The 27,000-nt window shown below is 45.4% G+C and carries 26 protein-coding genes and 1 pseudogene; 16 read left to right on the forward strand and 11 right to left on the reverse strand.

The features are described 5' to 3' along the window. Position 1 precedes the first annotated feature (1 nt). A complete protein-coding gene (locus tag N5E84_RS16730) occupies positions 2-742 on the forward strand; it encodes a DUF2931 family protein (RefSeq protein WP_019283121.1) in 741 nt (246 codons plus the stop codon). Between the two features lie 76 nt (positions 743-818). Then, complete coding sequence (locus tag N5E84_RS16735; protein ID WP_017048116.1) at positions 819-1,214, forward strand: MAPEG family protein; 396 nt, start codon at positions 819-821, stop codon at positions 1,212-1,214. Between the two features lie 5 nt (positions 1,215-1,219). Here the strand turns inward: N5E84_RS16735 and N5E84_RS16740 are convergent, their stop codons facing one another. After that, positions 1,220-1,849, reverse strand: coding sequence for an START domain-containing protein (locus tag N5E84_RS16740; protein ID WP_026028159.1), 630 nt, complete (start codon positions 1,847-1,849; stop codon positions 1,220-1,222). Between the two features lie 203 nt (positions 1,850-2,052). Here N5E84_RS16740 and tnpA point away from each other — a divergent pair, with 203 nt between their 5' ends. The 4 genes and pseudogenes from tnpA (at position 2,053) to N5E84_RS16760 (ending at position 5,546) form a co-directional block, all read left to right on the forward strand. Continuing rightward, positions 2,053-2,373, forward strand: a complete 321-nt coding sequence (gene tnpA / locus N5E84_RS16745) for an IS66 family insertion sequence element accessory protein TnpA (RefSeq protein ID WP_081245520.1) — start codon at positions 2,053-2,055, stop codon at positions 2,371-2,373. Beyond that, positions 2,370-2,723, forward strand: a complete 354-nt coding sequence (tnpB, locus tag N5E84_RS16750; RefSeq protein WP_069212062.1) for an IS66 family insertion sequence element accessory protein TnpB — start codon at positions 2,370-2,372, stop codon at positions 2,721-2,723. Before tnpA ends, tnpB begins: the two co-directional genes overlap by 4 nt. A gap of 59 nt (positions 2,724-2,782) precedes the next feature. Then, positions 2,783-4,315, forward strand: a complete 1,533-nt coding sequence (locus N5E84_RS16755) for an IS66-like element ISVa9 family transposase (protein ID WP_069212063.1) — start codon at positions 2,783-2,785, stop codon at positions 4,313-4,315. Positions 4,316-4,389: 74 nt separating this feature from the next. Then, a pseudogene (locus N5E84_RS16760) lies at positions 4,390-5,546 on the forward strand (IS256 family transposase). A gap of 100 nt (positions 5,547-5,646) precedes the next feature. On the opposite strand, the gene N5E84_RS16765 reads toward N5E84_RS16760, so the two are convergent. Next, complete coding sequence (locus N5E84_RS16765; protein ID WP_017050233.1) at positions 5,647-5,907, reverse strand: DUF3012 domain-containing protein; 261 nt, start codon at positions 5,905-5,907, stop codon at positions 5,647-5,649. A 306-nt stretch (positions 5,908-6,213) separates the two neighbouring features. On the opposite strand from N5E84_RS16765, the gene rbsD reads away from it, so the two are divergent. From rbsD to N5E84_RS16795, 6 genes are all read left to right on the forward strand, one after another. Further along, entirely contained in the window at positions 6,214-6,633 is a 420-nt protein-coding gene (gene rbsD, locus N5E84_RS16770) for a D-ribose pyranase (protein WP_013868176.1), read from the forward strand. A 20-nt stretch (positions 6,634-6,653) separates the two neighbouring features. Further along, the gene (rbsA, locus tag N5E84_RS16775) at positions 6,654-8,159 is read left to right on the forward strand and encodes a ribose ABC transporter ATP-binding protein RbsA (RefSeq protein WP_019283134.1); all 1,506 of its coding nucleotides are present in this window, start codon (positions 6,654-6,656) and stop codon (positions 8,157-8,159) included. A gap of 11 nt (positions 8,160-8,170) precedes the next feature. Next, a complete protein-coding gene (rbsC, locus tag N5E84_RS16780) occupies positions 8,171-9,139 on the forward strand; it encodes a ribose ABC transporter permease (RefSeq protein WP_010320544.1) in 969 nt (322 codons plus the stop codon). A 73-nt stretch (positions 9,140-9,212) separates the two neighbouring features. After that, on the forward strand, positions 9,213-10,091 hold the full coding sequence (gene rbsB, locus N5E84_RS16785) for a ribose ABC transporter substrate-binding protein RbsB (protein WP_010320543.1): 879 nt from the start codon (positions 9,213-9,215) through the stop codon (positions 10,089-10,091). Between the two features lie 175 nt (positions 10,092-10,266). Continuing rightward, a complete protein-coding gene (gene rbsK / locus N5E84_RS16790) occupies positions 10,267-11,187 on the forward strand; it encodes a ribokinase (RefSeq protein ID WP_026027599.1) in 921 nt (306 codons plus the stop codon). 16 nt (positions 11,188-11,203) lie between these two features. Continuing rightward, positions 11,204-12,211 carry a substrate-binding domain-containing protein gene (locus N5E84_RS16795; protein ID WP_069212039.1) on the forward strand — a complete coding sequence of 336 codons (1,008 nt, stop codon included), beginning with the start codon at positions 11,204-11,206 and terminating at the stop codon, positions 12,209-12,211. Positions 12,212-12,256: 45 nt separating this feature from the next. Here N5E84_RS16795 and N5E84_RS16800 read toward each other — a convergent pair whose 3' ends face one another. Together N5E84_RS16800 and N5E84_RS16805 are read right to left on the reverse strand one after the other, a co-directional pair. Then, entirely contained in the window at positions 12,257-12,880 is a 624-nt protein-coding gene (locus tag N5E84_RS16800) for a DsbA family protein (protein WP_069212038.1), read from the reverse strand. Next, positions 12,874-13,737 carry an MBL fold metallo-hydrolase gene (locus N5E84_RS16805; RefSeq protein ID WP_010320539.1) on the reverse strand — a complete coding sequence of 288 codons (864 nt, stop codon included), beginning with the start codon at positions 13,735-13,737 and terminating at the stop codon, positions 12,874-12,876. The genes N5E84_RS16800 and N5E84_RS16805 overlap by 7 nt, the downstream gene beginning before the upstream one ends. A 110-nt stretch (positions 13,738-13,847) precedes the next feature. Here N5E84_RS16805 and N5E84_RS16810 point away from each other — a divergent pair, with 110 nt between their 5' ends. Beyond that, entirely contained in the window at positions 13,848-14,750 is a 903-nt protein-coding gene (locus tag N5E84_RS16810) for a LysR family transcriptional regulator (RefSeq protein ID WP_019283137.1), read from the forward strand. A gap of 53 nt (positions 14,751-14,803) precedes the next feature. On the opposite strand, the gene N5E84_RS16815 is transcribed toward N5E84_RS16810, so the two are convergent. From N5E84_RS16815 to N5E84_RS16835, 5 genes are all read right to left on the reverse strand, one after another. Next, on the reverse strand, positions 14,804-14,944 hold the full coding sequence (locus N5E84_RS16815; RefSeq protein WP_017050239.1) for a hypothetical protein: 141 nt from the start codon (positions 14,942-14,944) through the stop codon (positions 14,804-14,806). A gap of 133 nt (positions 14,945-15,077) precedes the next feature. Then, positions 15,078-16,526: a decarboxylating NADP(+)-dependent phosphogluconate dehydrogenase gene (gene gnd / locus N5E84_RS16820; protein WP_019283138.1), complete on the reverse strand. Its 1,449-nt coding sequence runs from the start codon at positions 16,524-16,526 to the stop codon at positions 15,078-15,080. Positions 16,527-16,539: 13 nt separating this feature from the next. Continuing rightward, complete coding sequence (pgl, locus tag N5E84_RS16825; RefSeq protein ID WP_019283139.1) at positions 16,540-17,256, reverse strand: 6-phosphogluconolactonase; 717 nt, start codon at positions 17,254-17,256, stop codon at positions 16,540-16,542. Further along, positions 17,253-18,755 (reverse strand): glucose-6-phosphate dehydrogenase, encoded by a 1,503-nt coding sequence (gene zwf, locus N5E84_RS16830; RefSeq protein ID WP_029388423.1) that lies wholly within the window; start codon positions 18,753-18,755, stop codon positions 17,253-17,255. The genes pgl and zwf overlap by 4 nt, the downstream gene beginning before the upstream one ends. Before the next feature lie 356 nt (positions 18,756-19,111). Next, positions 19,112-19,624, reverse strand: a complete 513-nt coding sequence (locus tag N5E84_RS16835) for a hypothetical protein (protein ID WP_029388424.1) — start codon at positions 19,622-19,624, stop codon at positions 19,112-19,114. A gap of 209 nt (positions 19,625-19,833) precedes the next feature. Here N5E84_RS16835 and N5E84_RS16840 point away from each other — a divergent pair, with 209 nt between their 5' ends. The 3 genes from N5E84_RS16840 to N5E84_RS16850 all read left to right on the forward strand — a co-directional run bounded on the left by N5E84_RS16840 (position 19,834) and on the right by N5E84_RS16850 (position 25,594). Further along, positions 19,834-22,194, forward strand: a complete 2,361-nt coding sequence (locus N5E84_RS16840; RefSeq protein ID WP_026027772.1) for a Lon protease family protein — start codon at positions 19,834-19,836, stop codon at positions 22,192-22,194. Positions 22,195-22,464: 270 nt separating this feature from the next. Then, entirely contained in the window at positions 22,465-24,093 is a 1,629-nt protein-coding gene (locus N5E84_RS16845; RefSeq protein ID WP_116285039.1) for a methyl-accepting chemotaxis protein, read from the forward strand. 256 nt (positions 24,094-24,349) lie between these two features. Further along, the gene (locus N5E84_RS16850) at positions 24,350-25,594 is read left to right on the forward strand and encodes an MDR family MFS transporter (RefSeq protein WP_069212036.1); all 1,245 of its coding nucleotides are present in this window, start codon (positions 24,350-24,352) and stop codon (positions 25,592-25,594) included. A 42-nt stretch (positions 25,595-25,636) separates the two neighbouring features. On the opposite strand, the gene N5E84_RS16855 is transcribed toward N5E84_RS16850, so the two are convergent. Both N5E84_RS16855 and N5E84_RS16860 read right to left on the reverse strand, forming a co-directional pair. Then, positions 25,637-26,374: an MBL fold metallo-hydrolase gene (locus N5E84_RS16855; protein WP_013868161.1), complete on the reverse strand. Its 738-nt coding sequence runs from the start codon at positions 26,372-26,374 to the stop codon at positions 25,637-25,639. Further along, the gene (locus N5E84_RS16860; RefSeq protein ID WP_017043842.1) at positions 26,352-26,981 is read right to left on the reverse strand and encodes a hypothetical protein; all 630 of its coding nucleotides are present in this window, start codon (positions 26,979-26,981) and stop codon (positions 26,352-26,354) included. Before N5E84_RS16860 ends, N5E84_RS16855 begins: the two co-directional genes overlap by 23 nt. Between the last annotated feature and the right edge of the window lie 19 nt (positions 26,982-27,000).

Here is a 27,000-nt window from a genome sequence, read left to right on the forward strand (position 1 = left end):
AATGTATTTGAAAAGTATATCTGTTTTGCTAATTACGGCATTGTTGAATGCTTGCTCATCGTATGCTGGGTCGATACCGGAGACGCCATGGAGTGTCAGTATCTCTATGCCCACTTTTTATCCTGTCAGTGTTACTCAAGCCTATGGGGTGAACGATGCGCAAGATTGGACATCCCCTTTACATACATTTTCTCAGTTTATGAGGATCAGTGCATTTGAAAATATCAAAAAAGAACTTCCTGACTATGATGGTTTTGGATTACCAATACATCCCTTCGCAATGAATCGACGAGGTGATCAGGTCATGCGAATTAAGCTACCACCTGATACTCTTTACTTGTATTGGGTTTCACTTATTAATACCCAGTTTTATGTCACCAAATATACTGTATCTGAAGACGTTAAAAGTTTGATGGCAAGAAAAAGTCTTTACCAAAATCGAGATGGTTCATTGGGTAATGTTTGTTATCGCACCGAATTCGTGTTCGGTTTACTGCCCAATGGACAAGCCAAGGTTTGGCTAAGAGGCTGTGGTGAAATCATCTATTTAGCTGAGCTGGGACCTGATAGAGTATTGGATCGTGATAGTAATGGGTTTGATGAAGAAAGATATAAACAGGGTTCTTTACTAAATGATATACAACAACGCGCAAAAGACGCAGGTGTATCAATTGACCCGATTCCTTGGGATAAAGTGGATAAGGTGTACTCGGCTCAGGAGATTAAGCCACTCCAGCACTAGAGATTGCTTTGAATCAGAGTGGTGACCTGAACGTGTTTGATGCACTACTATAGAGGCACTACTGACTTGAAAAGGAATGACCATGGTTACTGCTCTATATGCATCGATACTTTCAGTATTATTTTTGTGGCTAGCGATTAACGTTATTAAACAGCGTCGGGCTAACCAAGTGAGATATGTCGATGGTGGAGTACCAGCACTGCAATTAGCTCGCAGCGCGCAAGGAAATGCCGCAGAATACATTCCTATTACTTTAATCCTAATGGGGTTATTGGAGTTTAATGGTGCCAGCGTATGGTGGATCCACGGGGTGGGTATTACGTTTATCGTTGGCCGAATTTTACATGCCAGAGCGATTTTAAGTGATCAACTGAAAGGGCGGATTCGTGGTATGAAGCTAACGTTCAGTGCGCTGGTTATCTTGATCGTGCTGAATATTGTTTACCTGCCTTTTGGCCAAGTATTGGGTTAAGAATGCTATTCATTCACGGCAGGGTGAAGTTTATCTTGATAGGTGGCCAATTCTCGGCGCAAGCCTTTAAATGTGGTAAAGGCACTGTCAGTGGACAGTTTGTTCACTAACCAGTTAGGTAGTGCACCTCCTGGATTAGCGAAGGCAATATAATCGATGTGAGTCATACCATTAGTCAGTTTTTGCAGCGTCCAATGTGCGTTGACTTGAGTGATACGGATGTATCCCGGTTGTTCAGGCAAGTAATTTAGGGCATCCACTATGTCTAAACTTAAACCATTAGGTAGCATCTCAAATTTTGAATAAGTCACCATATCTCTGTTTTTAGCTGGCCATGGTGCCGAGAATTGGGTGTAAACAATATTCTCGGTATCTGAAATTTTTTGCAGCACACGGCTGTTACTCACGTTATCTATCCAGTTTGGTACATGTTCACTGTCATCTAATAGCCGCATAAAAGCGAAATAGCTAGTGGGTACGAACATTTGCGCCCGTATTTGGACTAAGCCATCGCTATGGTGGCGCGAGTAGATCGTAATGCCGTCTTCTGATTTTACCTGTAACCAATCGACCGAAGTCGCTGCCAAACTAGCAACATTGCTAAATAGTAGGCTTAAACCAACTATCCATTTCATCATGGTTCTTTCCTCATTGATGTTGTAGCACGTGGCCTTATTTTTGTCGTGTTGGTTACAAAAAGTGGGTTTAAGAACTGCACTAGCATAAAAACATAAATATATTATGTATACGTTTTGTTTGTAAGCGCGTCATAAACCCCACATTCTAATCAATCTCGGCACGCCATAAGATCAAATCTCCAACCTCAAGGAGATTTGAAATGGCAAAAAGACTCTCTCATCAAGAATGGCATACCCTATTCGATCAATACGAATCCAGTCATCTGTCTCAACGCGTGTTCTGTGAACAAAATGGGCTGAGCCTTTCAACCTTCCATGCCAAGCGACAGCAACTAAAGTTCATAGAGCAACCTAAGAGCAGTGGATTCGTTAAAGCTGAAGTCGTTGAAAAAACGACACGCTACCAGATGACTCAAACACCGATTGCCAACATGACACTATTGATTAATGACGTTGAACTCAGCATCCCCCAGGGAACACCTGCCTCGTATCTGGCAGAGTTAATCGGAGCACTGTCATGAAGAGAATGCTGAGTGCCCCTAATGTTTACCTGTATCGGGAGTTCGTGGATTTTAGAAAGTCCATTAATGGTCTGGCGGCGATTATTGAATCTGAAACCGATTTACCGCTCGGAAGCGGTGCGCTGTTCCTGTTTACCAATAAACAACGCGATAAAGTCAAAGTCTTGTACTGGGATAAAACGGGCTTCGCTCTGTGGTATAAACGGTTGGAAAAAGCCAAATTCAAATGGCCCACTCAAGAGAAAAAGCAGGTATACACCCTGACTCAATTTGACCTAGACAGACTGTTATCTGGCTTCACGATAATCGGCCATAAACCGATAAAAATAGACAACTTTACAATGAGTTGAACCCGATAAAAGTGAGTTATACCAAGCCTTGACGTGGTGTTTTTAATATAATCAATGCCATGAAAAAGACGCCCGATATTAACCCAGAAAGCCAAGACATCGCCGAGCTTCAAGCTATGGTGAAAGCGTTGATGTCGGAGAAAAAAGAGTGGCAACAAGAGCGCCAATCCTTAATTGAGCAGTTTAAACTGGCCCTTGACCGTCAATTCGCCAAACGCTCGGAAGCGTTAAAGCCGTATAACGAAGCACAGGGTGACCTCTTTAATGAGGCGGAATGTGAAGCGGCGAAATCGGAAGATGAGGTTATCACCACGACGACAATCAAACGTCGTGGTAAACGTCAACCGCTTCCTAAAGACTTGCCACGTGAAATTATCGAGCTTGACCTAGATGAGCACGACAAACAGTGCTCATGCTGCCAACACATTTTGCATAAAATCGGCGAAGACCGCAGTGAAAAGCTTGAGTTCACGCCCGCCGTCCTAAAAGTGTTGGAATATGTTCGCCCGAAATACGCCTGTCGTCAGTGTGAACAAGAGGCTGAAAAAAGCCACATTCACCAACAACCCGCACCGATAAGTATCATCCCCAAAAGCTTCGCTACCGAAAGTCTGCTTGCCAACATTATTTTAGGCAAATATCAGTATGCGCTTCCGCTGTATCGTCAGGAAACCTTGTTCACCCAATCAGGTATCGAGTTATCGAGAACGACCATGGCCAGGTGGGTAATCCAGGTTAGTGAAAAGTTCAAACCGCTTTATCAGGCACTGAAGACTCACTTACTCGAACAAGTGGTGGTTCAGGCCGATGAAACGCCGCTCAATGTGCTCAAGGAAGACAAGCAATGTTATATGTGGTTGTACTGCTCGGGAGCCGACTCCCCTGAAGCTAAACTCCCTGACATGAAAAATATCGTCTTGTTCGACTATCAAAACAGTCGCGCGAGAGTGTGCCCCGTGAACTTCTTGGGTGATTACTCAGGCTATCTGCAAAGTGATGGTTACGCGGCTTATGATGGATTAACCAACGTCACCAATGTCGGTTGCTTCGCTCATGCACGTCGTAAGTTCATGGAAGCGAAGAAGCTTCAGGGCAAAGGTAAAACAGGTAAAGCGGATGTGGCGTTAGCCAAAATCCAAAAGTTGTACGCACTTGAATCTCGATTAAAACTGGCTTCGGTCGAAGAGCGTTGGGCAGAAAGACAAGCGCAGGCTAAACCGATGTTGGATGACATCTATGACTGGTTAACCACGCAGAAAGTCATCGAATCGAGTCCTCTTGGTAAAGCCATCAAGTACACCTTGGGTCAGTGGCCTAAGCTGATACGCTATGTTGAAGATGGGCATTTATCTATCGACAACAACCGAGCGGAACGCGCAATCAAATCGCTGGTCATTGGCAGAAAAAATTGGTTATTCTCGACGAATCCGCTTGGTGCTGATGCGAGTGCTTTGCTGTATAGCATCATCGAGACGGCGAAAGCGAACGGACTGATACTCTACGATTACATGGTCAAATGTATGAAAGAGCTGGCAAAGTCTGAGCCTGATATCAACTCACTGCTTCCCTGGAACTTCTCACATTCAAATTAAAACGCCCCGTGGGATCATGGGGCGCATACGAAATCTGTGTCATTTCAGTATGATATACAAAACAGGAATGACACATGAACAAAGACTTCGATCTAGAACAAGCTATTAAAGCCCTTCAGTCAGGCCAAGACCTGGCAGGTAAAGATGGCTTCTTAACTCCGCTCATTAAACAAATCACAGAAGCTGCTTTGAAAGCAGAACTCGAACAGCACCTTGAAGGTGATGAGCAACCTAACCGTAAGAACGGCTCAAGCAAGAAAACGATTAAGTCTTCTGTCGGCACGTTTGAACTGGATACCCCACGCGACCGCTCTGGAACATTTGAACCCCAGTTAGTTAAGAAGAACCAGACTAAATTGACCGATGAGATCGACCGTAAGATCCTATCCATGTTCTCGCTCGGTATGAGCTACCGTGATATCCGTGGTCACGTAGAAGATATGTATGGCATTGATGTCTCTGAGGCCACCATCACAGGTGTTACCGACCGTTTGATACCTGAGCTGAAGGAGTGGCAGCAACGTCCGCTCGATGCACTTTATCCCTTTGTCTGGCTTGATGCCATCCACTATAAAATCAAAGAAGACGGACGCTACGTTAGCAAAGCGATATACACAATATTGGGCTTAGATGTTGAGGGGAAAAAGGAGCTGCTCGGTCTTTATCTGTCAGAGTCGGAAGGCGCTAATTACTGGCTCTCCGTGCTAACAGATCTGTATAACCGCGGCGTTGAAGATATCTTGATCGCCTGCGTAGATGGGCTAACAGGCTTCCCAGAAGCGATAGCAACCATCTATCCTGATACAGAAGTTCAGCAATGCATCAGAAGGCGTTTATGGCCGACTTGAAGCCAGTCTATCGGGCTGTCAGCAAAGAAGCGGCCGAGATGGAGTTGGATCGTTTGGAAGCCAAATGGGGACAGCAATACCCAATAGTGATTCGTTCCTGGCGGAACAAATGGGCAAATTTATCGGTTTACTTCAAATATCCAGAATACGTCCGAAAGGCTATTTACACGACAAATGCTATTGACGCCGTACATCGCCAATTCCGTAAACTGACCAAAACTAAGGGTGGGTTCCCAAATGAAAATAGCTTGCTTAAGCTACTGTATGCTGGGATATTGAATGCTTCTAAGAAATGGACAATGCCAATACAGAATTGGAATATGACATTGTCTCAACTGGCGATTCATTTTGAAGGTCGCTTGGATGACGTCTTAGATATTTAGCCAAAATTAGCTGACACAGAATTCTGAACGCCCTCTATTGTTTTAATTATTATGTAAATAGACTGCCTAGTAAATGCTAGGCAGTTTATTGAAACCAATCCTAAAAAATACAATGCTTAGCGAAGTCGCCAGCCTCATTCGCTGTCCAATCACCTTTTGGCTTGTCTTTCATATCTTCACACCACGCGTCGCTGCCAATTTGTGATTGGAAGACACAGTGCTTTGCATAATCCACCGCCTGCCCGGCGTTCCATTCGCCTTTTGGTTTCTCTTTCATATCTTGACACCATGCTTCGCTGCCCACTTCTGAGCAGGCGGCGAGTGAGAATGCAGTAAACAATACCAAGGCTATTTTTTTCATGTTTGAGTTCCAAATGGATGCGATTTTTGTTCGGAGTGACTATACCGAAAATCACGGTCTCAGTGTTAATCCTATGCTAAAAATGGGCATCTAATGACAAATCACTCAGTGATGGTCCTCACTCTTTTTTACTCCTCAGCTCACTAATCAACGATCAAAATCACATTACCTATTTTCGCATCGTGCAAATTATTTTTGCTACGCTAGGATTCATCGAAACGTTTCGATGAGATTTTCTTGAACGATTCAAGAGTGATAGAAAGGTGTCAGAAAGCGAAACATAAAGCCTAACGTGAAGGTATAACAATGAAAAAAAGTACCCTATTAAACTCGGAACTCTCTTACTTGGTGGCTACTTTAGGGCATACCGACGAAATCACAATTTGTGATGCAGGTTTGCCTATTCCCGATGAAGTGCAGCGTATTGATTTAGCATTAACTCACGGTATTCCCGGTTTTATTGACACGGTCCGCGTGATTCTTTCTGAATCTCAAATTGAAGGTGTGATCATTGCTGAAGAGTTTGCACAAGTAAGCCCTGAGCATCACAAAGCGCTGCTTGCTGAGCTGAAAGCGGAAGAGGAGTTATGCGAGAAAGCGATTGCTGTCACTTACCTCTCTCATCAAGATTTTAAAGAGCGCACTATGCGCAGCCGCGCCGTGGTAAGAACTGGCGAATGCACGCCGTATGCGAATGTTATTTTTCAAGCAGGCGTCGTGTTTTAAGCCGCGATTGAGGATCCACTATGACTCAAGCAATTTTAACTCTCAGTGAGATTGAAAAAGCGTTCCCCGGAGTGAAAGCGCTCGATAAAGCTAGCCTCAATGTTTACCCCGGCCGCGTGATGGCGTTGATGGGCGAAAACGGCGCGGGTAAATCAACCTTAATGAAAGTGTTGACGGGTATCTATTCATTGGATGCGGGTTCTATCACTTACCAAGGAAAACCAGCCGCCTTTAAAGGCCCACGGGATTCACAACAAGCGGGCATCAGCATTATTCACCAAGAGTTGAATTTGATTCCGGAATTAACCATTGCTGAAAACATTTTTCTAGGCAGAGAGATAACCGGTGCGATGGGGCGAATTTTATGGAATGAAATGTACCAAGCAGCCGACAAACTACTGGCTCGCTTAAACGTTAAACACAGCTCCAAGACCTTGTTGGGTGACTTAAGCCTTGGTGAGCAACAGATGGTTGAGATTGCAAAAGCGCTCTCATTTGAGTCGAAAGTGATCATCATGGATGAACCGACGGATGCGCTGACGGATACCGAAACTGAATCGTTATTTAATGTGATTAACGAGCTGCGTGAACAAGGTTGCGGCATCGTTTATATCTCACATCGGTTGAAAGAAATTTTTGAAATTTGTGACGACATTACCGTGTTACGTGATGGCAAATTCATTGGCCAGTGCAAAGTGTCTGACACCAATGAAGATGGCCTGATTGAGATGATGGTCGGCCGAAAATTAGAAGAACAGTACCCACGTATTGAGGTAAAGCAAGGCGACACTTGCCTTGAAGTGATAGGCCTCACGGGTTCAGGTGTGCATGACATTAATTTTACGCTCAAACGAGGTGAAATCCTCGGTGTCTCGGGTTTGATGGGCGCAGGGCGCACTGAATTAATGAAAGTGATTTACGGCGCGCTGCCCAGTGAGCGAGGCGTGATTAACCTTGAGAACAAAACCATCAACCCAGTCAGCCCACAAGATGGCCTTGCAAACGGTATCGCGTATATTTCAGAAGATCGCAAAGGGGACGGTTTGGTTCTTGGCCTGTCGGTGAAAGAGAACATGTCACTGTGTGCGTTGAATAAATTTAGCAAAGGTGTACAGATTCAACACAGTGATGAAGTAATCGCAGTGGAAGATTTTATTCGCCTATTCAACATCAAAACGCCATCTCGTGATCAAATCATTGGCAATTTGTCCGGTGGCAATCAGCAAAAAGTAGCGATTGCCAAAGGGTTGATGACACGTCCCAAAGTCTTGATTTTGGATGAACCCACACGTGGGGTTGACGTGGGAGCCAAAAAAGAGATTTACCAATTGATTAACCAATTTAAAGCCGAAGGGATGAGCATTATTTTGGTCTCGTCAGAGATGCCAGAAGTGCTAGGGATGAGTGACCGAATTTTGGTGATGCATGAAGGTCGAATCAGCGGCGAATTTTGTGCCAAACAAGCCAACCAAGAGATTCTACTCGCCTGCGCGGTAGGCAAAAAGATCAATGAGGAAGCAGCATGAGCAGTAACAGCATGAGTAATTCAACCCAAACTAACCGCAGAAAATGGATCAGTAAAGAGTGGCTCATTGAGCAAAAATCACTGATTGCTTTGCTTTTTTTAGTGGTCGTTGTCTCTTTTTTAAACCCCAATTTCTTCACGGTTGACAACATACTGAACATTTTGCGCCAAACCTCAGTCAACGCCATTATCGCTGTGGGGATGACCTTGGTTATTCTAACGGCAGGTATCGATTTGAGTGTTGGCTCGGTACTGGCGTTGTGCGGCGCTTTTGCTGCAACCATGATTGGTCTTGAAATTCCTGTCATTATCGCAGTCCCTACAGCGTTACTTGCTGGCGCGGCACTGGGGGCGATTAGCGGCATCATTATCGCCAAAGGTAAAGTGCAAGCGTTTATTGCCACCTTAGTCACCATGACCTTACTGCGTGGTGTGACCATGGTTTATACCGATGGGCGTCCAATTTCGACAGGTTTTACCGATACTGCAGATGCTTTTGCTTGGTTTGGTACAGGTTACGCGTTGGGTATTCCCGTTCCGGTGTGGATGATGGTGGTAGTCTTTGCTGCGGTTTGGTACTTACTCAACCATACACGTTTTGGCCGCTATGTTTACGCGCTAGGTGGCAATGAGTCTGCGACTCGATTGTCAGGTATTAATGTGGATCGCGTGAAAATTGGTGTGTACGCCATCTGCGGTCTATTGGCTGCGCTGGCTGGCATCATCGTCACGTCTCGCCTCTCTTCTGCGCAACCTACTGCTGGTATGGGTTATGAGCTGGATGCCATCGCTGCCGTCGTACTTGGTGGTACCAGCTTGATGGGTGGTAAAGGACGCATTATGGGCACGTTAATTGGGGCGCTGATCATCGGCTTTCTTAATAACGCGCTGAACCTGCTTGATGTCTCTTCTTACTACCAAATGATTGCGAAAGCCGTGGTTATTTTGCTCGCGGTACTCGTGGATAACAAAAATAAGTAACACGATAGAAAACCTCCGTTTTAAAGCGAGCCATATTAGCTTTAAAACGGCCCCTACAAAAAGGACTATAAAGATGAAAAAACTTGCAACTTTAATCTCTGCTGCTCTACTTTCCACCACTGTCTCTGTGGCTGCGCATGCGCAAGACACCATGGCGATTGTACTATCCACTCTGAACAACCCATTTTTTGTCACCATGAAAGATGGCGCAGAAGCGAAAGCGAAAGAGTTAGGCTACAACCTGATCGTCTTGGATTCACAAAATGATCCAAGCAAAGAGCTATCAAACGTAGAAGACTTAACCGTTCGTGGCGTTAAAGCGATTTTGATCAACCCAACCGATTCTGATGCCGTCTCTAACGCCATCCGTATGGCCAACCGCGCTAAAGTGCCAGTGTTGACACTGGATCGCGGTGCAAGCCGTGGTGATGTTGTGAGCCACATCGCTTCTGATAACGTAGTCGGTGGTGAAATGGCCGGTCACTTTATCGTCGAAAAAATCGGTGCAAAAGCCAAAGTTATTCAACTGGAAGGGATTGCTGGCACATCGGCCGCTCGTGAGCGTGGAGAAGGTTTCATGAACGCGGTGAAAGGCAGTGAAATGGAACTGCTTGCTAGCCAGCCTGCTGATTTTGACCGCACTAAAGGTTTGAATGTAATGGAAAACCTGCTAGCGGCAAACCCAGATGTTCAAGCTGTATTTGCCCAAAATGATGAAATGGCATTGGGTGCACTTCGCGCCGTTCAAGCATCAGGCAAAGAGGTGATGATCATCGGTTTTGATGGTACCGACGATGGTATCGCGGCGGTAGAACGCGGCCAACTTGCTGCGACTGTTGCTCAACAACCAGACATGATCGGTGCACTTGGCATTGAAACGGCCGATAAAATGCTAAAAGGCGAACAAGTGGATGAGTACATTCCGGTTCCTCTAAAAATCATCAGCAAATAATCTTTGCTGTAGGTAGCTCTTTACTGGCTCGTAGAGAGCTACCTCTTCTATAACCCCTCAGCCATTAATAACCAGTAATCAGGCTCGATAGGTTTGTTTTTTCAGGTGAAGCCACAAAAGCCAAACCTCTCCAGCTCTATTTCAAACATGTTCACTCATGAACAAAGGACAAATTATGAATCAGTTAGTGGTATTAGGTAGTGTTAACGCTGACCATGTTTTGCAAGTGCCTTCATTTCCTCGCCCGGGCGAGACGCTGCATGGTCGTCATTATCAAGTTATTCCCGGTGGTAAAGGGGCCAACCAAGCTGTAGCGGCCGCGCGATTAAAAGCGGACATTGGTTTTATTGCCTGCGTGGGTGACGATGCATTCGGTATCAATATTCGTGAGAATTTTAAGCTCGATGGTATCAACATTGCGGGAGTTAAAATGCAGCCCAATTGTCCGACGGGCATCGCGATGATCCAAGTCTCGGACAGCGGAGAAAACAGCATCTGTATTTCGGCAGAGGCGAATGACAAGCTGACGGCTGATGCCATTGAAGCGGATTTAGCCGCCATTGGCGCGGCCAAATATTTGTTGATGCAACTAGAAACGCCAATCGATGGCATTATTAAAGCTGCGCAAATCGCCAAACAAAATCGTACCAATGTGATTTTAAACCCAGCGCCTGCCCGAGATCTGCCTGATACTCTGCTAGAATGTGTCGATGTGATCACGCCAAACGAAACGGAAGCGCAGCGCTTAACGGGGATCACGGTTGATGATGATCACACGGCGCAATTAGCGGCCAATGAACTGCATAAAAAAGGGATTGAAATCGTCTTGATCACCTTAGGTGCAAAAGGCGTTTGGCTAAGCCAAAATGGGCGTGGTCAACTGATTGCTGGTTTTAAAGTCGATGTGACAGACACCACCGCGGCAGGTGATACGTTTAACGGTGCTTTGGTCACGGGTTTGTTGGAAGATATGCCTTTAGAATCAGCCATTAAATTTGCGCATGCTGCGGCAGCCATTTCTGTTACCCGTTTTGGCGCGCAAACCTCAATACCCACCCGAGTAGAAGTGGACGCGTTTCTCGCTCAGCATCAATAGAATAGGAAAAACAGACATGGCGACAATGAAAGATATTGCAAGATTAGCCGGCGTATCCACATCTACCGTCAGCCATGTCATTAATAAATCTCGCTATGTGAGCGATGAAATCGCTGAGCGTGTCAATAAAGCCGCGCAAGATCTGAACTATGCCCCGTCAGCATTGGCTCGCAGTCTCAAAATGAACCGAACGCGCACCATTGGTATGTTAGTGACCACTTCGACTAACCCCTTTTTTGGCGAAGTGGTCAAAGGGGTAGAGCGCAGTTGCTATCACAAAGGTTATAACCTTATTTTGTGTAATACCGAAGGGGATAGCCAGCGGATGCAAGCCTCTATCAACACGCTGCTGCAAAAGCGCGTTGATGGCTTACTTTTGATGTGCTCCACCTTAGAAGGTGAGCGGATTGACGTTTTTGAACGCTACCCAGATATCCCTGTCGTGGTGATGGATTGGGGCCCAATGCTCTTTCCTAGCGATAAAATACAAGATAACTCTTTACGTGGCGGTTATATTGCGGCGAACTATTTGATTGAGTGCGGTCATAAAGAAATCGGTTGTATTACCGGGCCATTGATTCGACACCAAGCTCAAATGCGTTATGAAGGCTATAAGCGCGCTGTCTTGGAAGCAGGTTTGGACATTCACCCTAATTGGATTGTGGAAGCCGATTTTGAATGTGAAGGTGGCTACGAAGCGTTCAATAAAATGTTAGCTAAAGGGCCATTGCCGAGTGCGATTTTTGTCTCTAATGACATGATGGCAATGGGTGTGATTAATGCAGCTAATGAAAAAGGGATCCGCATTCCTGAAGATCTTTCGCTGATGGGGTATGACGATATTCACATCGCCCGTTTTATGTCGCCAGCTCTAACCACTATTCATCAACCCAAATATCGTTTAGGTAAAGCGGCAGTTGACACCTTACTTGCCCGTTTAGAAAACGAAGCGCTCGAACCGCAAATTGTCCAATTAGAGCCGACTTTAGTGGTGCGTAAAAGCATCAAAATGATGAACAAGTAGATGGAAAAATCCCTCTCTTTACTAAAGAGAGGGATGAGGCACTAATTACTGAGCCATCTTTTTCCAGAAATCAGCCCATTGCTGCGGTCGATTATAGAAATGGCTAACAGATACGGTTCGCCATTGCCCCTCTGCTTCATACACAATCGAGGGAAAACCAGAAAGCTGATATTGCGCCATTAAGCTTTGCGTCTGCTCTAACTGCTCTGGTAACTGAGCTTTGGCTTGCTCCATCGCTTGTTCCCATTGATTTGGCTCTAGGTCAAGCGATTGGGCTAACAGTGTCAATGTTTCAGTATCGGCCACAGGCAAACCTTGCTGGTAGTGCGCTTGTTGAATGCTTTTGAGCATAACACTTGGCGATACACCGAGTAATTGTGCTGCAATAATGGCTTGAGCAGTAACGTATGAGTCCAATATCACGGTTTCGCCACTTTTGATTTTGGCGATGTAACCTTCCCCAAATACGGCTCCTGTTTGCTGAGCAATGCGCTGATCAGCTTGCAGTACATGTTGGCGAAAACCATCTGAAAGAGGCGATCGCTCGATCATTCCACCCGGATGAAGGTGCAGTTTGACTCCGCTCATTTCATTCAACTGCTGAATCAGAGAGGTTGCTCCGTAACACCAGCCACACATTGGGTCGAAAATATAGTGGACGTTTACCATTTCATCTCACCCATATGAACTTTGGCACCAATTTCTAAAGCCATTGGTAGGCCAGCATTAGGGTAAAGGTTTTGCATGGTTTGAATTAACTGAGCGCTGTCTTTGCTGTTTGCTTTGGCTTTAGCAAAATCCATAAGATATTGCTGTGCAAATTCAATTGAAGAAGCATCAAGCGCTGTGCCAGAAGTCATATGCCCCGGGATCACTACGTTTGGTTTGAGTGCTTTCATTTGATCAAGTTGTTGCGCCCAAGCTTGGCGGCTCGCATCACTTTGTGCATCGGCCATCCATAAATGAACATTTCCGTATACCGCGACGTTACCTAAAATCGCTTTATTGGCTGGTATCCATAAATAAGGACGATGCGCTAATGCTCCATCCGCATCGCGAATTTCAATAGTTTGCCCATCAATGGTTAAGGTTTTGCCATTATAAGCTGTTGGTAGTACTGGTTTTACAGGGGCATTTGCCCCCATTTTTGGAGCCCAAAATGCCAGTTTACCTTCGAGTTTTTCTGCAATCGTTGCACGTACGCCAGGAGTCGTCAGCACTTTCGCTTGTGGAAACATGTCATGCAGTACTTCAGCGCCAAAGTAGTAATCAGGGTCAGCTTGGCTAATAAAAATCGTGGTTAAGTTTTTGCCAGAGTCGAGAACTTTTGCTGCAATACGGAGTGCGTCGGCTTTAGTAAAGCCAGTGTCAACCACCATCGCTTCTGTTTCGCCATAAACCAAAGTGGAGTTGACATGGAAGCTATTGCCATCTGCATTGTAGACGTCAAGTGTCAAAGGTTGTTGTGCTGCAAACGCGGTGCTGCTGATGAGTGTGGTTGCTGTAAGTAGAGTCAGTGTTTTCATGATTATTTATCCAAAGAGTATGTTATCGGTTCGGGAGCTATCATACGAATTAGACTTGTTCGGATATATAGCTAATAATTGACATCATTGTTTCTTAATTAGAACTAATCATGGACAAACTCACAGCAGCTCAGGTCTTTTTAGATATAGCGATTACCCAAAGTTTTACGGCGACAGCGGAACGGCTGGATATTTCTCGTCCTATGGTGACTCGGCATGTTGAAACCATGGAAACTTGGTTACAAGCTCGGTTATTAAACCGAACCACACGAAAAGTATCGCTCACATCAGCAGGAGTTCAATGCCTAGACGCGATAAAATTATGGGTCGAGCAAGCGCAGCAATTAGAACATCAGTTGATGGATCAACAGTCGTTATCTGGAAAAATCCGGATTGCGACCAGCATGTCGTTTGGCTTTTCTCAACTGATCCCGGCCGTTAAACCTTTTTTGAATACGCATCCAAATATCGAAATTGATATTGATGTACAGGATAAAACCGCAGATTTGATTGCAGAGCGAATTGATTTAGCGATCCGTATTGCGGCCGATCCTGATCCTTCTTTAATCGGGCGCCCTATCGCCCAATGTGATTCTGTATTGGTTGCCTCTCCTGACTATCTCATGCGCTGTGAGCCAATAGTCACACCAAGCGATCTCTCACAGCATCGTTGTCTTGGATACAAAAACTTTGAGCGACATATTTGGCATTTAAAACAAGATGATAAGCACCAATCGGTGGAGGTGCCATGCCAGCTAACTGCGAATGAAGCCACCACTTTGTTACATGCGGCTATCCACGGGATGGGCGTTGCTTTGCAGCCGACTTATCTAGCCAAGGGTGCGTTAGAAAGGGGGGATTTACAGCAGGTGTTAGCGCATTGGCAACCGAAGAAAATGGACATTTACGCTTTATATCCTTCTCGGCGTCATTTATCACCCGCTGTCAGAGCTTTGATTGATCACTTAAAGGAGTATTTTATGCATCATGATTGGCAAACGATATGCCTATAGATGAGGTAGAGAGGAGTGATAAGCAGAGCGTGTTGCCACACTCTGCTTATGGATTATGCTACTGCGCCTTGTTTCTGCGCTTGTTGCACTAATGCCTGACGTTGAGCTTCCATAGCAGATTGAACTTCATTTTCCCTATGAGTGTCTTCTTCCACAGCCTGTGGGACAAGTACATAGAACTTATTGATGGTCATCTTTGGATCTCATGTAGTTTTGGAAACAAAAAAATAGAGGATGTTAACCTAGTTAACATCCTCCATGACGGTCAAATTATAGGCGTAGATGAAGGGGCTTAGCTAGTCCTTTTTTCATCGTAAGCCGAATTTTTTATACGTCGTAAGTGGTAGACGCCGTATCGCCGCCTGTACCGGTCCAGTTTGTGTGGAAGAATTCACCACGTGGACGATCAGTACGCTCATAAGTGTGAGCACCAAAGTAATCACGTTGTGCTTGCAGTAAATTAGCCGGTAAGCGAGCGGTGGTGTAGCCATCTAAGAAAGTGAGCGCGGAGGTCATACATGGCATTGGAATGCCGACTTCCATTGATTTGGCCGCTACTTTACGCCAAGCCGCTAGGCAGTTATCCAAAATGCCCTTGAAGTAGGCATCTGAACCTAAGAAGGCGATTTCTGGGTTAGCTTCGAACGCATCACGAATGTTGCTCAGGAATGCGGAGCGGATGATACAACCACCACGCCACATCAATGCCACGTTACCGTAGTTAAGATTCCAACCATTTTCGTTAGACGCTTGGCGCATTAGCATAAAGCCTTGTGCGTAAGAGATGATCTTAGACGCAAGTAGCGCTTGACGAAGTGCATCAACCCACTCTTGTTTATCACCGTCGATCTGCATATTGCTCTTACCAAACAGCGCTTCGGCAGCAACGCGTTGATCTTTCAATGCTGAAAGGCAACGAGAGAAAACTGACTCAGTGATCAGCGTCAGCGGAATACCCATATCGAGTGCGTTAATGCCCGTCCATTTACCTGTGCCTTTTTGGCCAGCAGTATCGAGGATTTTCTCAACCAGAGCTTCACCATCTTCGTCTTTGTAGCCTAAGATATCAGCGGTGATTTCCACTAGGTAGCTATCGAGCTCGGTCTTGTTCCAATCAGCAAACACTTTTTGCATTTCATCATGGTTTAAACCCAAGCCGTCTTTCATAAACTGATAAGCTTCGGTAATTAGCTGCATATCGCCATATTCGATACCGTTGTGTACCATTTTAACGAAGTGGCCCGCGCCGTCGTTACCCACCCAATCACAGCAAGGCTCACCAGCTTCGGTTTTTGCTGAGATACCTTGGAAAATTGGCTTCACGGCTTCCCAAGCTTCAGGTGCGCCACCTGGCATGATAGATGGGCCAAAACGTGCCCCTTCTTCGCCGCCAGAAACGCCTGTACCGATAAAGTGAATACCTTTTTCACGCAGTGCTGCAACACGGCGGTTGGTGTCTGGGAAGTTCGTGTTACCACCATCGATAATGATGTCGCCTTTATCGAGTAGCGGAACCAGTTGGTCGATGAAATCATCCACGACTTGGCCCGCACGCACCATCAGCATCACTTTGCGAGGTGTCGCCAGTTTGTCGACTAACTCTTGCAGTGAATAAGCACCAACAATATTGGTGTCTTTCGCTGGACCTGCTAGGAACTCATCGACTTTTGCCGCGGTACGGTTGTGAGCTACCACTTTAAAACCGTGGTCGTTCATATTTAGGATAAGGTTTTGGCCCATCACTGCTAGGCCGATTACACCGATATCACCTTTCATTTATTTCTCTCCTTCACGCAATCTTTGTTGCGGCATCTGAATCTAAAAACCACTCTGTTTCGCCAGTTGTTGATTTAACTTTGGCAGCCGGATAAGGAAGATCCTCGGCTTTCGTGGTGTGAATTTCGTGTACGATCTCGGCTTTACCTGCGCCAAGAACGAGGTAACTAATGCGTTTTGCAGCTTCCAACACTTTCGCTGTTTTAGAGACACGAAGTTGGCCTGATTCCGGATGCGTCGCCACTAAAGATAAATTCTCATCCTCGTAGTCGGTCACATTAGGGAACAGGGATGCCGTATGGCCATCTGCGCCAACACCGAGCAAAATCCAATCAAAAATAGGAGTACCGTTGACGGATGGAATGACTTTTGCCATTTCATCGGCAAAGCGCTTAGCTTCGGTTTGTGGATCATCTTCGCCGCGAATACGGTGAATATTTTGAGGTGGAATGTTCACTTGGCTAAACAGCAGTGTATTGGCTTCACCAAAGTTGCTTTCGGCATCGTCAGGAGCGACACAGCGTTCATCACCCCACCAGAAATGCAGGTTTTGCCATGCAATCGCCTGTGCATAAGGTTCACTGGCCAATAATTTGAACAGCATTTTGGGTGTGCTGCCACCGGAAAGGGAGATATGAACCGGCTGACCTTGCTCGCTATAGCGTTGCATTTCATTGGCGAGCGTTTCAACCACCTGTTCTGGGGTTTGAAAAATTTTATGATTGATCATAATTCGCAGTAATCCGTATCGGTCAAGTTTTTACACGGGAAGCGCCACGCGCGGCCATCATTGTGTAGCAGCAAATCGGACTCTTTTGGTCCCCACGTGCCACAGGCATAGCCAAACAGCGATTGAGGGTCTTGTTTAAAATCCAAAATAGGTTGCACGAACTTCCAACACGCTTCTACGGCATCGGTACGCGCAAATAAAGTTGCATCACCGTTGAGCGCATCCAAAAGAAGTCGTTCATAAGCGGTCAACATCTTGGTTTCTTCCAATGATGTGTAATGGAAGTTCATGGAGACTTCTTTGGCTTTAAAGCCCGCACCTGGCTCCTTCAAACCAAAGCTCATTTGAATGCCTTCATCGGGCTGAATGCGGATGATGAGCTTGTTTTCAGGGGCATTTTGCCCAAAAACAGGGTGTGGCGTACGCTTAAAGTGAATGACCACTTCGGTGACGCGCGTTGGTAAACGTTTACCTGAACGCACATAAAATGGCACGCCATTCCAGCGCCAGTTATTGATAAACATTTTCAAACCGACATAAGTTTCAGTGCGCGAATCTGCTGCCACACCATGTTCATCACGGTAACTGGGTAAAAACTGGCCACGAACTTCCGATTCCGTATATTGCCCCAGTACGAGGTTGTGGCGTAGGTCATCATCAGAAAGCGGTTGCAGGCTTTGCAGCACTTTATTGACTTCGTTACGAATTGAATCGGCATTAATGGCGGCTGGTGGTTCCATGCTAACCATAGCTAACACTTGCAGTAAATGGTTTTGGAACATATCACGCACCGCACCAGAACCGTCGTAATAGCCACCGCGTTCTTCGACGCCCAAAAATTCTGCGCCTGTAATTTCGACATAGTCAATGAAATTGCGGTTCCACAAAGGTTCGAACATCCCGTTAGCAAAACGGAAAACCAACAGGTTTTGTACCGTCTCTTTGCCTAAATAATGGTCGATACGGTAGATCTGGTGTTCTTGGAAATGGCGATGAATTTCGATATCAAGGCTTTGAGCCGATGCGAGGTCATAACCAAACGGTTTTTCGATGATCAAACGCTTCCAACCTTGCGCTTCGCTATTTAATCCATGCGCTGCGAGATTGGCCGGGATGATGCCATAAAGGCTCGGCGGCGTCGCGAGATAGAACAGAGTGTTGCGTTGCGTGAATTGGTATTGATCAGCCAAAGAGTCAAGACGCGTGGCGAGCTGCGCGTATTCTGCAACATCTGAAGTATTGATCGCTTGATAATGTAAGTGCTCGCAAAAGGCGTCGAGAATATCTGGGACGGTCTTTTCCATTTCCTGAAGAGAGCGCTTTAATTTTTCACGGTATGACTCATCGCTGTATTGGGTTCGGCTGACACCCAGAATAGCAAAGGATTTCGGCAGTTGATCACTGGCGAACAAGTGATACAGAGCAGGTATAAGCTTGCGATAGGTTAAGTCGCCTGAAGCACCAAAAATCACAATACTGCTGTTTTCAGGTATTACCATCATCTTTCCCTTAAAAACGAGGTATTTAGCATGCGCCAACGGTAGCAGCGTCATGCAAAAATAGAAAATAGGCTCTAACTATAATGTCGATAGCTAAAACCAATGCGCTCCTCCAAAAGTGCAGAACGCAGCCTAGGGATCGCCCCTAGACTCGGGTGCGTATTGTCTACGACAATTTGACATACATCAACTATTGATAACGCAATCGATTAAATTCTCATGCCATCTCGACACATTTTCAGGGTGAGAGGTTAGGTTCTGCCTAAGTCTCATCCCCTGACTACAGCACGTTACTTATAGCGGCTGTGAATGATGCTAGGTGGTCAGTCTTATCCGGAATGGTAACTCTATGGTGATTATTCAGTTGAACAATGACAGTTTGACGACGGAACTTGAGCCTGTACTTGGTTATAACGTTTGAGTTGGTTGAAGTAGTGGTGCGCTTTTTGTACGTGTTCGAACTCCAACATCCAAGTCGCGCTGCGCTGCGCTGAACAAAAAGCACCCATATGTTTGAGCAAGTCATCGCTTTGTTTGGTAAGTACGTTGGCAAGGCGGTTAACCAAGGCATTGGGCTCAATCGCAGTAAACTGCAGCAGAGCATAAGATTGATTTAAGACATCAAAGGCCTGTTTATGCTGACCCAAGTGGTTGAAAATTTCAGATTGAGAAACAGCAGCATCACATAGCCCAGAGATCAAGCACACCAACTGGCAAGGTTTTGTATGTTCGCAGTTTAGTGCTGATTGAATATGGCTTGGCATATGATGCAGTACATCTTCAAACAAACAGTGTGCTTGTGGCCAATGCCCCTGCGCTAATAGTTGTCCAGCCTTGAGATAGCTTGTCCAGCACTGTTGTAAGTCCATACTCAATTCTCCAGAATGACGGCGTTCACTTATTTAAATGCAATTTATTATCAAATGCAAATAATTGTTATTTGCGATTTTAAGTGTGGTGATTGTTTATTATTTGTTCGGTTAAACGCGAATAAGGTGTAACTCGCTAAAATATAAATGAATTGCTTCTATACTTAGGTCAAACTACAACAAGAATCCAAAAGCTAAGGAGCGGAGTGATGGCGATTCAACGATTGAATGCAGAGCAGCTCTACCACGTTGCCCAGTTAGAAAAACTCCCTTGTAAATCAACTAAGGAGTTAGACCCAGTTGATGAGATTGTGGGGCAAGAACGGGCGCAAAAAGCGGTCGAATTTGCAATGTCGATCAAAGAGAAGGGTTACAACATCTACGCTATTGGCCGTAATGGGTTGGGCAAACGTACGATGATTTTGCGCTATTTAAACCGCCATCAGCATGATGTCGATGCGTTGTTTGATTGGTGTTATGTGGCCAATTTCAGCGATATTCGAACCCCAAAAGTGCTGAAGTTACCTTCGGGTATTGGGGTTAAACTCAAGCAAGACATTGAAAAGTTAATGAATAAGTTGGTCAATGCGATCCCGTTAGCTTTTGATAACGAGATTTACTTTGCTCGTGCCGATAAACTGAAAAATCAGATGGCACAAAAACAGCAAAGTGAATTGGATAGCATCAGTAAAGAAGCCAAAGATAAAGGCATTAGCTTAACCATCACCACTCAAGGCGACTATCAATTTGTTGCGATGAACGGTGAAGAGATGCACACCGAAGAGTCCTTTGACGCCTTGTCTAAAAAAGAGCAAGAGCACTTTAGCCATACCATTGATGAGCTAGAAATCAGCCTACGCAATATGGTACGTCAACTGACCGAATGGGAAGACTCCTACAGTGAGAAGATCAAAAAGCTCAATGATGAAGTAACGCTTGGCGTCATTACCCACTTTATTAAGCAGCTTAAGCAAGATTATTCTGGCTACCCAGACATCAAAACGTATCTCACGGAGTTACAAAAAGACATCGTCGATAATGCGGACATTTTTTTAGATGAAGACAGTGAGCAAGGCGAAGTCGCGACAGCTTCTTTAGATAAGCGTCTACCGCGTCGCTACAAAGTCAATGTGCTGGTCAGCCAGCCTTCAGACAAGCTACCGATCGTGGTAGAAGAGAACCCGAACTACCACTCTCTATTTGGTTATATCGAAACGGCGACTTTTAAAGGCACAGTATTTACCGATTTTTCGTTGATTCGAGCGGGTAGTTTACATAAAGCCAATGGTGGTGTGCTGTTGATGGATGCGGTGAAAGTGCTTGAACAGCCCTATGTTTGGGACGGTTTAAAGCGTGCGCTGCGTTCACGTCAAATGAGTTTTACCTCTTTGGAAAAAGAGGTCACGCTAACAGGGACGGTTTCACTTGACCCAGAGCCTATCCCGCTAAATGTGAAAATCATCCTATTTGGTGATTACCACACCTATCAGCTGCTGACTCATTACGATCCTGAATTTAGCGAATTGTTCCGAGTAACGGCCGATTTTGAAGATGAGATGAAACGTACGCCCGATACCGAGCTACATTACGCGCGTTTTATTTCGAGCATAGTGCACGACAACAATATGCTGCATTGCGACCGTAAAGCGATTGCACGCATCATTGAACACAGTTCACGTACAACGGGCGATCAAGGCAAACTGTCACTTCATTCGGCGCATATTGCCAATTTGTTACGCGAATCTAACTATGTGGCGAAGCAGGCGAATTCAAACATGATCCGCCAGAATCATGTCGAAGAGGCGCTCAGCAACCAAGAGATGCGAGTGAGCCGCCTGCAAGACAGTGTGATGGAGTCGTATGTTAACGGTACAACGCTAATCCAAACGCAAGGCATGGCGGTCGGGCAGGTGAATGCGCTGTCGGTATTGAGCACCAGCGATCATATGTTTGGTGCGCCAAACCGTATTACCGCCACCACTTCCTATGGCGATGGTGACATTATCGATATCGAGCGCAGTGTCGATCTGGGTGGCAGCATCCACTCTAAAGGTGTGATGATTTTATCCGCGTATCTCTCTTCGGTATTTGGCCGTACGGCGCGCGTACCACTCACCACGACCATCACATTTGAGCAATCATACGGTGGTGTGGATGGTGATAGTGCCAGCATGGCCGAATTCTGTGCGATTGTGTCTGCGTTTTCTAAACGGCCTAATCGCCAAGATATTGCGATCACAGGTTCGATGAACCAATTTGGTGAGTCGCAGCCGATTGGCGGTGTGAATGAGAAAATTGAAGGTTTCTTTGATGTGTGTGCAATCAAAGGGCGCACCAGCCAGCAAGGTGTCATCATTCCTCGTTCAAACATGCACAATCTGATGTTACGCGCTGACGTTGTTAAAGCGGTCGAGAAAGGGGAGTTCAATATCTGGGCTATTGAACATGTCACTGAAGCGGTTGAGCTCTTTACTGGCAAACCCGCAGGCGAAGCAACAGAAGATGGCAGCTACCCGGTTGATACCATCTTCGGTTTAGCACAAGCCAAACTGAATGCGCTTAGAAAATAGCCTTATCGAAGAATAAATTCTTCAGTACTAACCACCTCAATGACCACCTAGCAAGTGGTCATTTTTCTTCATAAATCATCATAATTTAACTTATATTGTCTTATTGGTATCTAGTCATTGTTTTGACGACTATATGCTCATAACTATATGAATTGCATTATATTATTTCATGGACAAAAATGTGAATTTTGTCTATTGTTTGCTCTTGTTTAGTCCGTGGGATTAGTCCCAAGGCATGGATGCGAATGTTATTTTAATCGAGGCTTTTAAATGCATTTTTCACTGAAAAATTTGTCAATTCGCGTACAAGTTTTATTACCCGTTTTGTTAACCACTTTCGCTTTACTTATTGCACTGTGGATAACCAAAAGTAATCTCCAAAATGAACAAATCAAAGTGTCGAACAGTACTGATCGGCTCGTTGAATATAAAGATGCCCTTGCCAGTGTGGACGATACCGTTTATCCGCTGCGTATTAGTGCGGTATACGCTATTTATGATCCCGCTCGTCGCGCCACATTCTTAGCTGAGTTAAAAAATGGCCTGGAAGAAGTAGAGCGCAATTTGAGCAAAATGCGACAAGATGAGCTTTATCGGAGCGATGTTGAGGTAGTTCATAAAAGCATCGGACATTACGTTGATATGTCGACGAAAATGGTGGAATTTTTTAACCGTCGCGATCAAGGGATGACCTCTGAAGCTGAATACACAGCATTTATTGCGCAATTTCGTCAAAGTGGTGAGCAAATGGTCAATGCGATAAATGATCTTTCGCAGCAAGTGAACCAACAAGCGACGCAGTCATTGGCTCAAAGCGACAAAGACAACATTCGTGTTATGAACACGGCTATGGTCACTGTTCTGTCTGTACTTTCGCTTTCTCTTGCGATGGCTTGGATCCTTTCAAATATGATTGTGGCTCCGATTCAAAAGTTACAAGCTGTAATGCGTGAATTAGCGCAGGGGAACTTAACCATTCGCGCTGATGCGGATGGCGAGAATGAAATCTCAAAGTTGGGTAAAGATGTCAATACGACTACCTCTCAGTTACATGCTACGGTAGATCATTTAAACCGTATTAGTGAAGAAGTGGCGTCAGCTTCAACCGAGCTGGCTGCGGTGATGACGCAAGCAGAGTCAAATGCACAACAAGAGTTGAGTGAAATTGAACAAGTTGCTTCGGCGGTGAATGAACTTGCGAGCACAGCAAACAACGTGAGTGATAACGCAACGGTCGCTGATTCAACTGCTCGCGAAGCGGATGAACTTGCTAAATCAGGCTTAGCTATTTTTAAAGAGAGCGCCCAAGCGAGCTTACAAATGTCAGAAGCGCTGAATCATGCTGCGAGTGTAGTTCTGCGTCTAAAAGAGCAATCAGAGCAGATCAACGATGTCGTTGAAGTGATCCGAGGTGTCTCTGAGCAAACCAACTTATTGGCACTGAATGCGGCTATTGAAGCGGCACGTGCAGGTGAGACTGGTCGTGGTTTTGCGGTCGTGGCTGATGAAGTCCGCATGCTTGCTGCACGTACTGAGAGTTCAACTAAAGAGATTCGAGTTATCATTGAAGAGCTGCAAAGCCAATCGATTCTTGCAAACGATAGCATGCAAACCAGCATTGAGATGCTTGCGCGTAACGGTGAGTTAACGCAACGAGCAAATGATGCACTTATTGGGATCACGGAATCGGTTTCAGACATCAATGATTCAAATACCCAAGTGGCGACTGCGGCAGAAGAGCAGTCGCAAGTCACGCAAGATATTAACCGTAACGTGGTTAATATGTCTGAGCTTGTAAATCAAAACGTAACGGGTATCAGCCAGAGCGCCAGTGCCAGTGCCGAACTGTTACAATTGGCCGAGAAGCAAAAAGCGCAGCTCGCCTTCTTCAAACTATAAATCGACTACTATTTCCTAGTCTCAACCGCATAACTCGAAAGGTTATGCGGTTTTTTTATGAATCAAAGAATATCTAACCATCCGAAATAACTAGGTTTTTTTGGGTTAGCTGCTTGTTTTTATGATTCGATCCCCCCTGTATAAAAAACACTATCTTTATTAACATTATCTTCATATATTGACCCAATAAGAACTAGAAATGTGATGTTCATCGTGTGAACGCATGGTCAAGTGGCTGAAAGTAAGGAGTGTTTTTATGGCGAAAGAGGAAAGCTTATTTCGTTTAGAAAGGGTAAAAAGGTTTAATTTTTCAGTGTGGACGGTATTAACCGGAACATTGATTGCTCGTACTAGTTTTTTCATGGCATGGCCATTTTTGATCGTGTTTCTTTACCAAGATTATGGTGCATCGCCGATTGAAGTGGGTGGAATGTTGGCGACCTCTGTTGTTGTAGGAGCAATTACTGGGCTGTATTCAGGGTATCTTTCCGACAAATTTGGTCGCAAGTGGGTGATGGTTCTTGGCAGTGTGATGGCTGCATTTGCCTACAGTGGCATTGGTGTGGCTGATCAAATCTGGCAGTTTTACGTGCTTATCGTCCTTACTGGTTTAATGCGACCAATGATTGAAGCGCCGGGCAAAGCAGTGATTGGTGATAACTTGCCGAATTTGAAAGATCGCGAGCTGGCGCTTAACATCCGCTATTTCCTACTCAATCTAGGTGGTGCCATTGGGCCACTGCTTGGGATTACGTTTGGGCTTTCTCATCCACAAACTCTCTTTTTCTTTACTGGCGGCACGTATTTATTGTTTGGTTTCTGGCTGCTGCTCGGTATTGAACGTAAAGGGCGCTACACCAAACCCGATCGCTCTGGTTTGCCTAATTTTTCTTCGACGCTAAGAGTGATCAGTAAAGATAATATTTTTGTGAAGTTGATGGTGGCGAACTTCATCATGATGTTCATCTATGGGCAGGTAGAATCGTCTATTCCACAAGTGATTGTACGCACCAGTGCCGCCGATGCAGCGCAAATTGTCGCAGGGTTAGTGCTGGTAAATACCATGACCATTATCATCTTCCAATTTCCAATGCTGAAGTGGTTGGAAAACGTCCCGCTGTTTGTACGAACTCGGATCGGTATGTTATTGATGGGGCTTGCGCAACTCGGCTTTCTGTTTACCCCCGCAGATTTACCGATTGGTTGGGCGCTTGCTTGCTTTGTTTTGAGTATGGGCGAAGTCATTGCTTTTCCAACCTTAAACGTACAAATAGACCGTATGGCTCCCGCCGATTTGCGTGGTTCTTACTTTGGTGCCGCCGCGCTTTACTCATTAGGTTTTGCGATTGCGCCACTGGTTGGGGGGGCGGTGATTGGATACCTCAATTCAAACTGGCTGTTTGGTCTTTGCTTTGTGCTGTGCTTAGTGATGATTTGGCTTTACTGGGTCGCAGAGCATCAGCCCGATACGGTCGAGCGTGAACCCATTACTCAAGCTTAATTTGTTCTTTTTGTAAGGCTCTCATCGAGAGCCTTAACAGTGCTATTTTTTTATCGCTACGCCAACTTCCAGCTTATCTAGCCATTCCAAAAATCGTTGAACATCATCGCCCCGAAAAATAGCGCCATGTTGCGGACACATCATCTCAATATCCAGCTGGCTGACTCGCTCAATCCAATCACTTTTGGCGCGGTTAGATGGCATCCAACGTTGATGAAAATAAGTCATTTTTGGAATATGGCTTTGAAAATCTTCTACAAAAAAAGAGGCGTTAGGGCTGTCGAGCGCGGCACCAATATCGCCAGACATCAATATTTTTGCATCAGGGTCGTAAACCGAAAAGTTACCAGAAGAGTGCATGTAATGTGCTGGGATAAAGTGCAGGTCGTGACCTGATAAGGACACTTTTCCACCTTCATCTTTGATGGGGGAGAATTGAATTGACTCCATACCAAAATGGCGGATAAAACCTTCCCACAACCAAGGTGAATGTAATGTTGCACTGGGCAGTGCTTTATCCCATAAACCGAGGGAAGAGATGATATCCGGATCTTGGTGAGAGGCAAAAAGATGCTTGATATGTTCAATCGGCACTTCTTTCACGACGCAACCGAGCATCGCCGAAAACAGTTCAATGCCACCGGGGTCTAGCAATATCGCTTGATCACGATTGACTATCATATATTGGTTGGTATCAATGATTTTTTCTGGTTTGTTTGGATCGCGAGCAAACATCACCCAGCGATGATGGCCGCGTTCAAATAGTATTTTTGATTGCATAGTTCACCTGAGAAAAGAGCGAGAATGTTTTGAGCGATAGCATGACGTGAGCTTGAATTTCTTTTGCCAGTTCAGCGACGTTATTCGCAATGCTTTGCAGTTGGGCTTGATATCGCTCATCTGCTTGAGAGGCTTCCACGCTCAGCATGATCGAGATGATTTGTGCAATGCGCAGGTTGTCGTACAAGGTTTGCAATAACTCGTGCAGGTTTTGAGCTTCAGAGTAGAAACTGTGACTGAGTTTGCTATATTCCTCTTGGTTCTGATGATGTACGACATCCAAACTGTGTAAATGCCGAGCGTTATGCGCTTGTATATACACATTTTCAAAACGTTCAAGCGCAGCGCGTGCACGAGTCCTTGCGGTTGCGAGTTGGCTGATACGCTGCGCTTTTAAGTTGATGGTGTGCGACGCCTCTAGCGTGACGCGGACTAAATCATCAATCGAATCAGTAATTGGCCGAAAACCTGCGGCACTTTCGCCCGCACGCAGAGCCAGAGCTCTGGCATTGCTGGCGACAAGCAGTAATTTTTTTGCAATGAGTACGCTTTGGTTTAGCTCTGCTGCCACTTCCGCCGCAATCACGAAAACCGGTTTGTTGTCCATAGTTATCGAAAATATTCAT

This window comes from Vibrio sp. J502 (genome assembly GCF_025397955.1).
Classification (GTDB): domain Bacteria; phylum Pseudomonadota; class Gammaproteobacteria; order Enterobacterales; family Vibrionaceae; genus Vibrio; species Vibrio anguillarum.

Excerpts from the sequence above, each read along its gene's own strand:
- N5E84_RS16855 (WP_013868161.1), bottom strand. The coding sequence starts at position 26,374 with ATGCAATCAAAAATACTATTTGAACGCGGCCATCATCGCTGGGTGATG.
- N5E84_RS16800 (WP_069212038.1), bottom strand. The coding sequence starts at position 12,880 with ATGGTAAACGTCCACTATATTTTCGACCCAATGTGTGGCTGGTGTTAC.
- N5E84_RS16740 (WP_026028159.1), bottom strand. The coding sequence starts at position 1,849 with ATGAAATGGATAGTTGGTTTAAGCCTACTATTTAGCAATGTTGCTAGT.
- rbsB (WP_010320543.1), top strand. The coding sequence starts at position 9,213 with ATGAAAAAACTTGCAACTTTAATCTCTGCTGCTCTACTTTCCACCACT.
- N5E84_RS16765 (WP_017050233.1), bottom strand. The coding sequence starts at position 5,907 with ATGAAAAAAATAGCCTTGGTATTGTTTACTGCATTCTCACTCGCCGCC.
- rbsA (WP_019283134.1), top strand. The coding sequence starts at position 6,654 with ATGACTCAAGCAATTTTAACTCTCAGTGAGATTGAAAAAGCGTTCCCC.
- pgl (WP_019283139.1), bottom strand. The coding sequence starts at position 17,256 with ATGATCAATCATAAAATTTTTCAAACCCCAGAACAGGTGGTTGAAACG.
- N5E84_RS16840 (WP_026027772.1), top strand. The coding sequence starts at position 19,834 with ATGGCGATTCAACGATTGAATGCAGAGCAGCTCTACCACGTTGCCCAG.
- N5E84_RS16755 (WP_069212063.1), top strand. The coding sequence starts at position 2,783 with ATGAAAAAGACGCCCGATATTAACCCAGAAAGCCAAGACATCGCCGAG.
- N5E84_RS16730 (WP_019283121.1), top strand. The coding sequence starts at position 2 with ATGTATTTGAAAAGTATATCTGTTTTGCTAATTACGGCATTGTTGAAT.
- N5E84_RS16860 (WP_017043842.1), bottom strand. The coding sequence starts at position 26,981 with ATGGACAACAAACCGGTTTTCGTGATTGCGGCGGAAGTGGCAGCAGAG.
- N5E84_RS16815 (WP_017050239.1), bottom strand. The coding sequence starts at position 14,944 with ATGACCATCAATAAGTTCTATGTACTTGTCCCACAGGCTGTGGAAGAA.
- N5E84_RS16810 (WP_019283137.1), top strand. The coding sequence starts at position 13,848 with ATGGACAAACTCACAGCAGCTCAGGTCTTTTTAGATATAGCGATTACC.
- gnd (WP_019283138.1), bottom strand. The coding sequence starts at position 16,526 with ATGAAAGGTGATATCGGTGTAATCGGCCTAGCAGTGATGGGCCAAAAC.
- rbsC (WP_010320544.1), top strand. The coding sequence starts at position 8,171 with ATGAGTAATTCAACCCAAACTAACCGCAGAAAATGGATCAGTAAAGAG.
- rbsD (WP_013868176.1), top strand. The coding sequence starts at position 6,214 with ATGAAAAAAAGTACCCTATTAAACTCGGAACTCTCTTACTTGGTGGCT.
- N5E84_RS16850 (WP_069212036.1), top strand. The coding sequence starts at position 24,350 with ATGGCGAAAGAGGAAAGCTTATTTCGTTTAGAAAGGGTAAAAAGGTTT.
- tnpB (WP_069212062.1), top strand. The coding sequence starts at position 2,370 with ATGAAGAGAATGCTGAGTGCCCCTAATGTTTACCTGTATCGGGAGTTC.
- tnpA (WP_081245520.1), top strand. The coding sequence starts at position 2,053 with ATGGCAAAAAGACTCTCTCATCAAGAATGGCATACCCTATTCGATCAA.
- N5E84_RS16735 (WP_017048116.1), top strand. The coding sequence starts at position 819 with ATGACCATGGTTACTGCTCTATATGCATCGATACTTTCAGTATTATTT.
- N5E84_RS16835 (WP_029388424.1), bottom strand. The coding sequence starts at position 19,624 with ATGGACTTACAACAGTGCTGGACAAGCTATCTCAAGGCTGGACAACTA.
- zwf (WP_029388423.1), bottom strand. The coding sequence starts at position 18,755 with ATGGTAATACCTGAAAACAGCAGTATTGTGATTTTTGGTGCTTCAGGC.
- rbsK (WP_026027599.1), top strand. The coding sequence starts at position 10,267 with ATGAATCAGTTAGTGGTATTAGGTAGTGTTAACGCTGACCATGTTTTG.
- N5E84_RS16805 (WP_010320539.1), bottom strand. The coding sequence starts at position 13,737 with ATGAAAACACTGACTCTACTTACAGCAACCACACTCATCAGCAGCACC.
- N5E84_RS16845 (WP_116285039.1), top strand. The coding sequence starts at position 22,465 with ATGCATTTTTCACTGAAAAATTTGTCAATTCGCGTACAAGTTTTATTA.
- N5E84_RS16795 (WP_069212039.1), top strand. The coding sequence starts at position 11,204 with ATGGCGACAATGAAAGATATTGCAAGATTAGCCGGCGTATCCACATCT.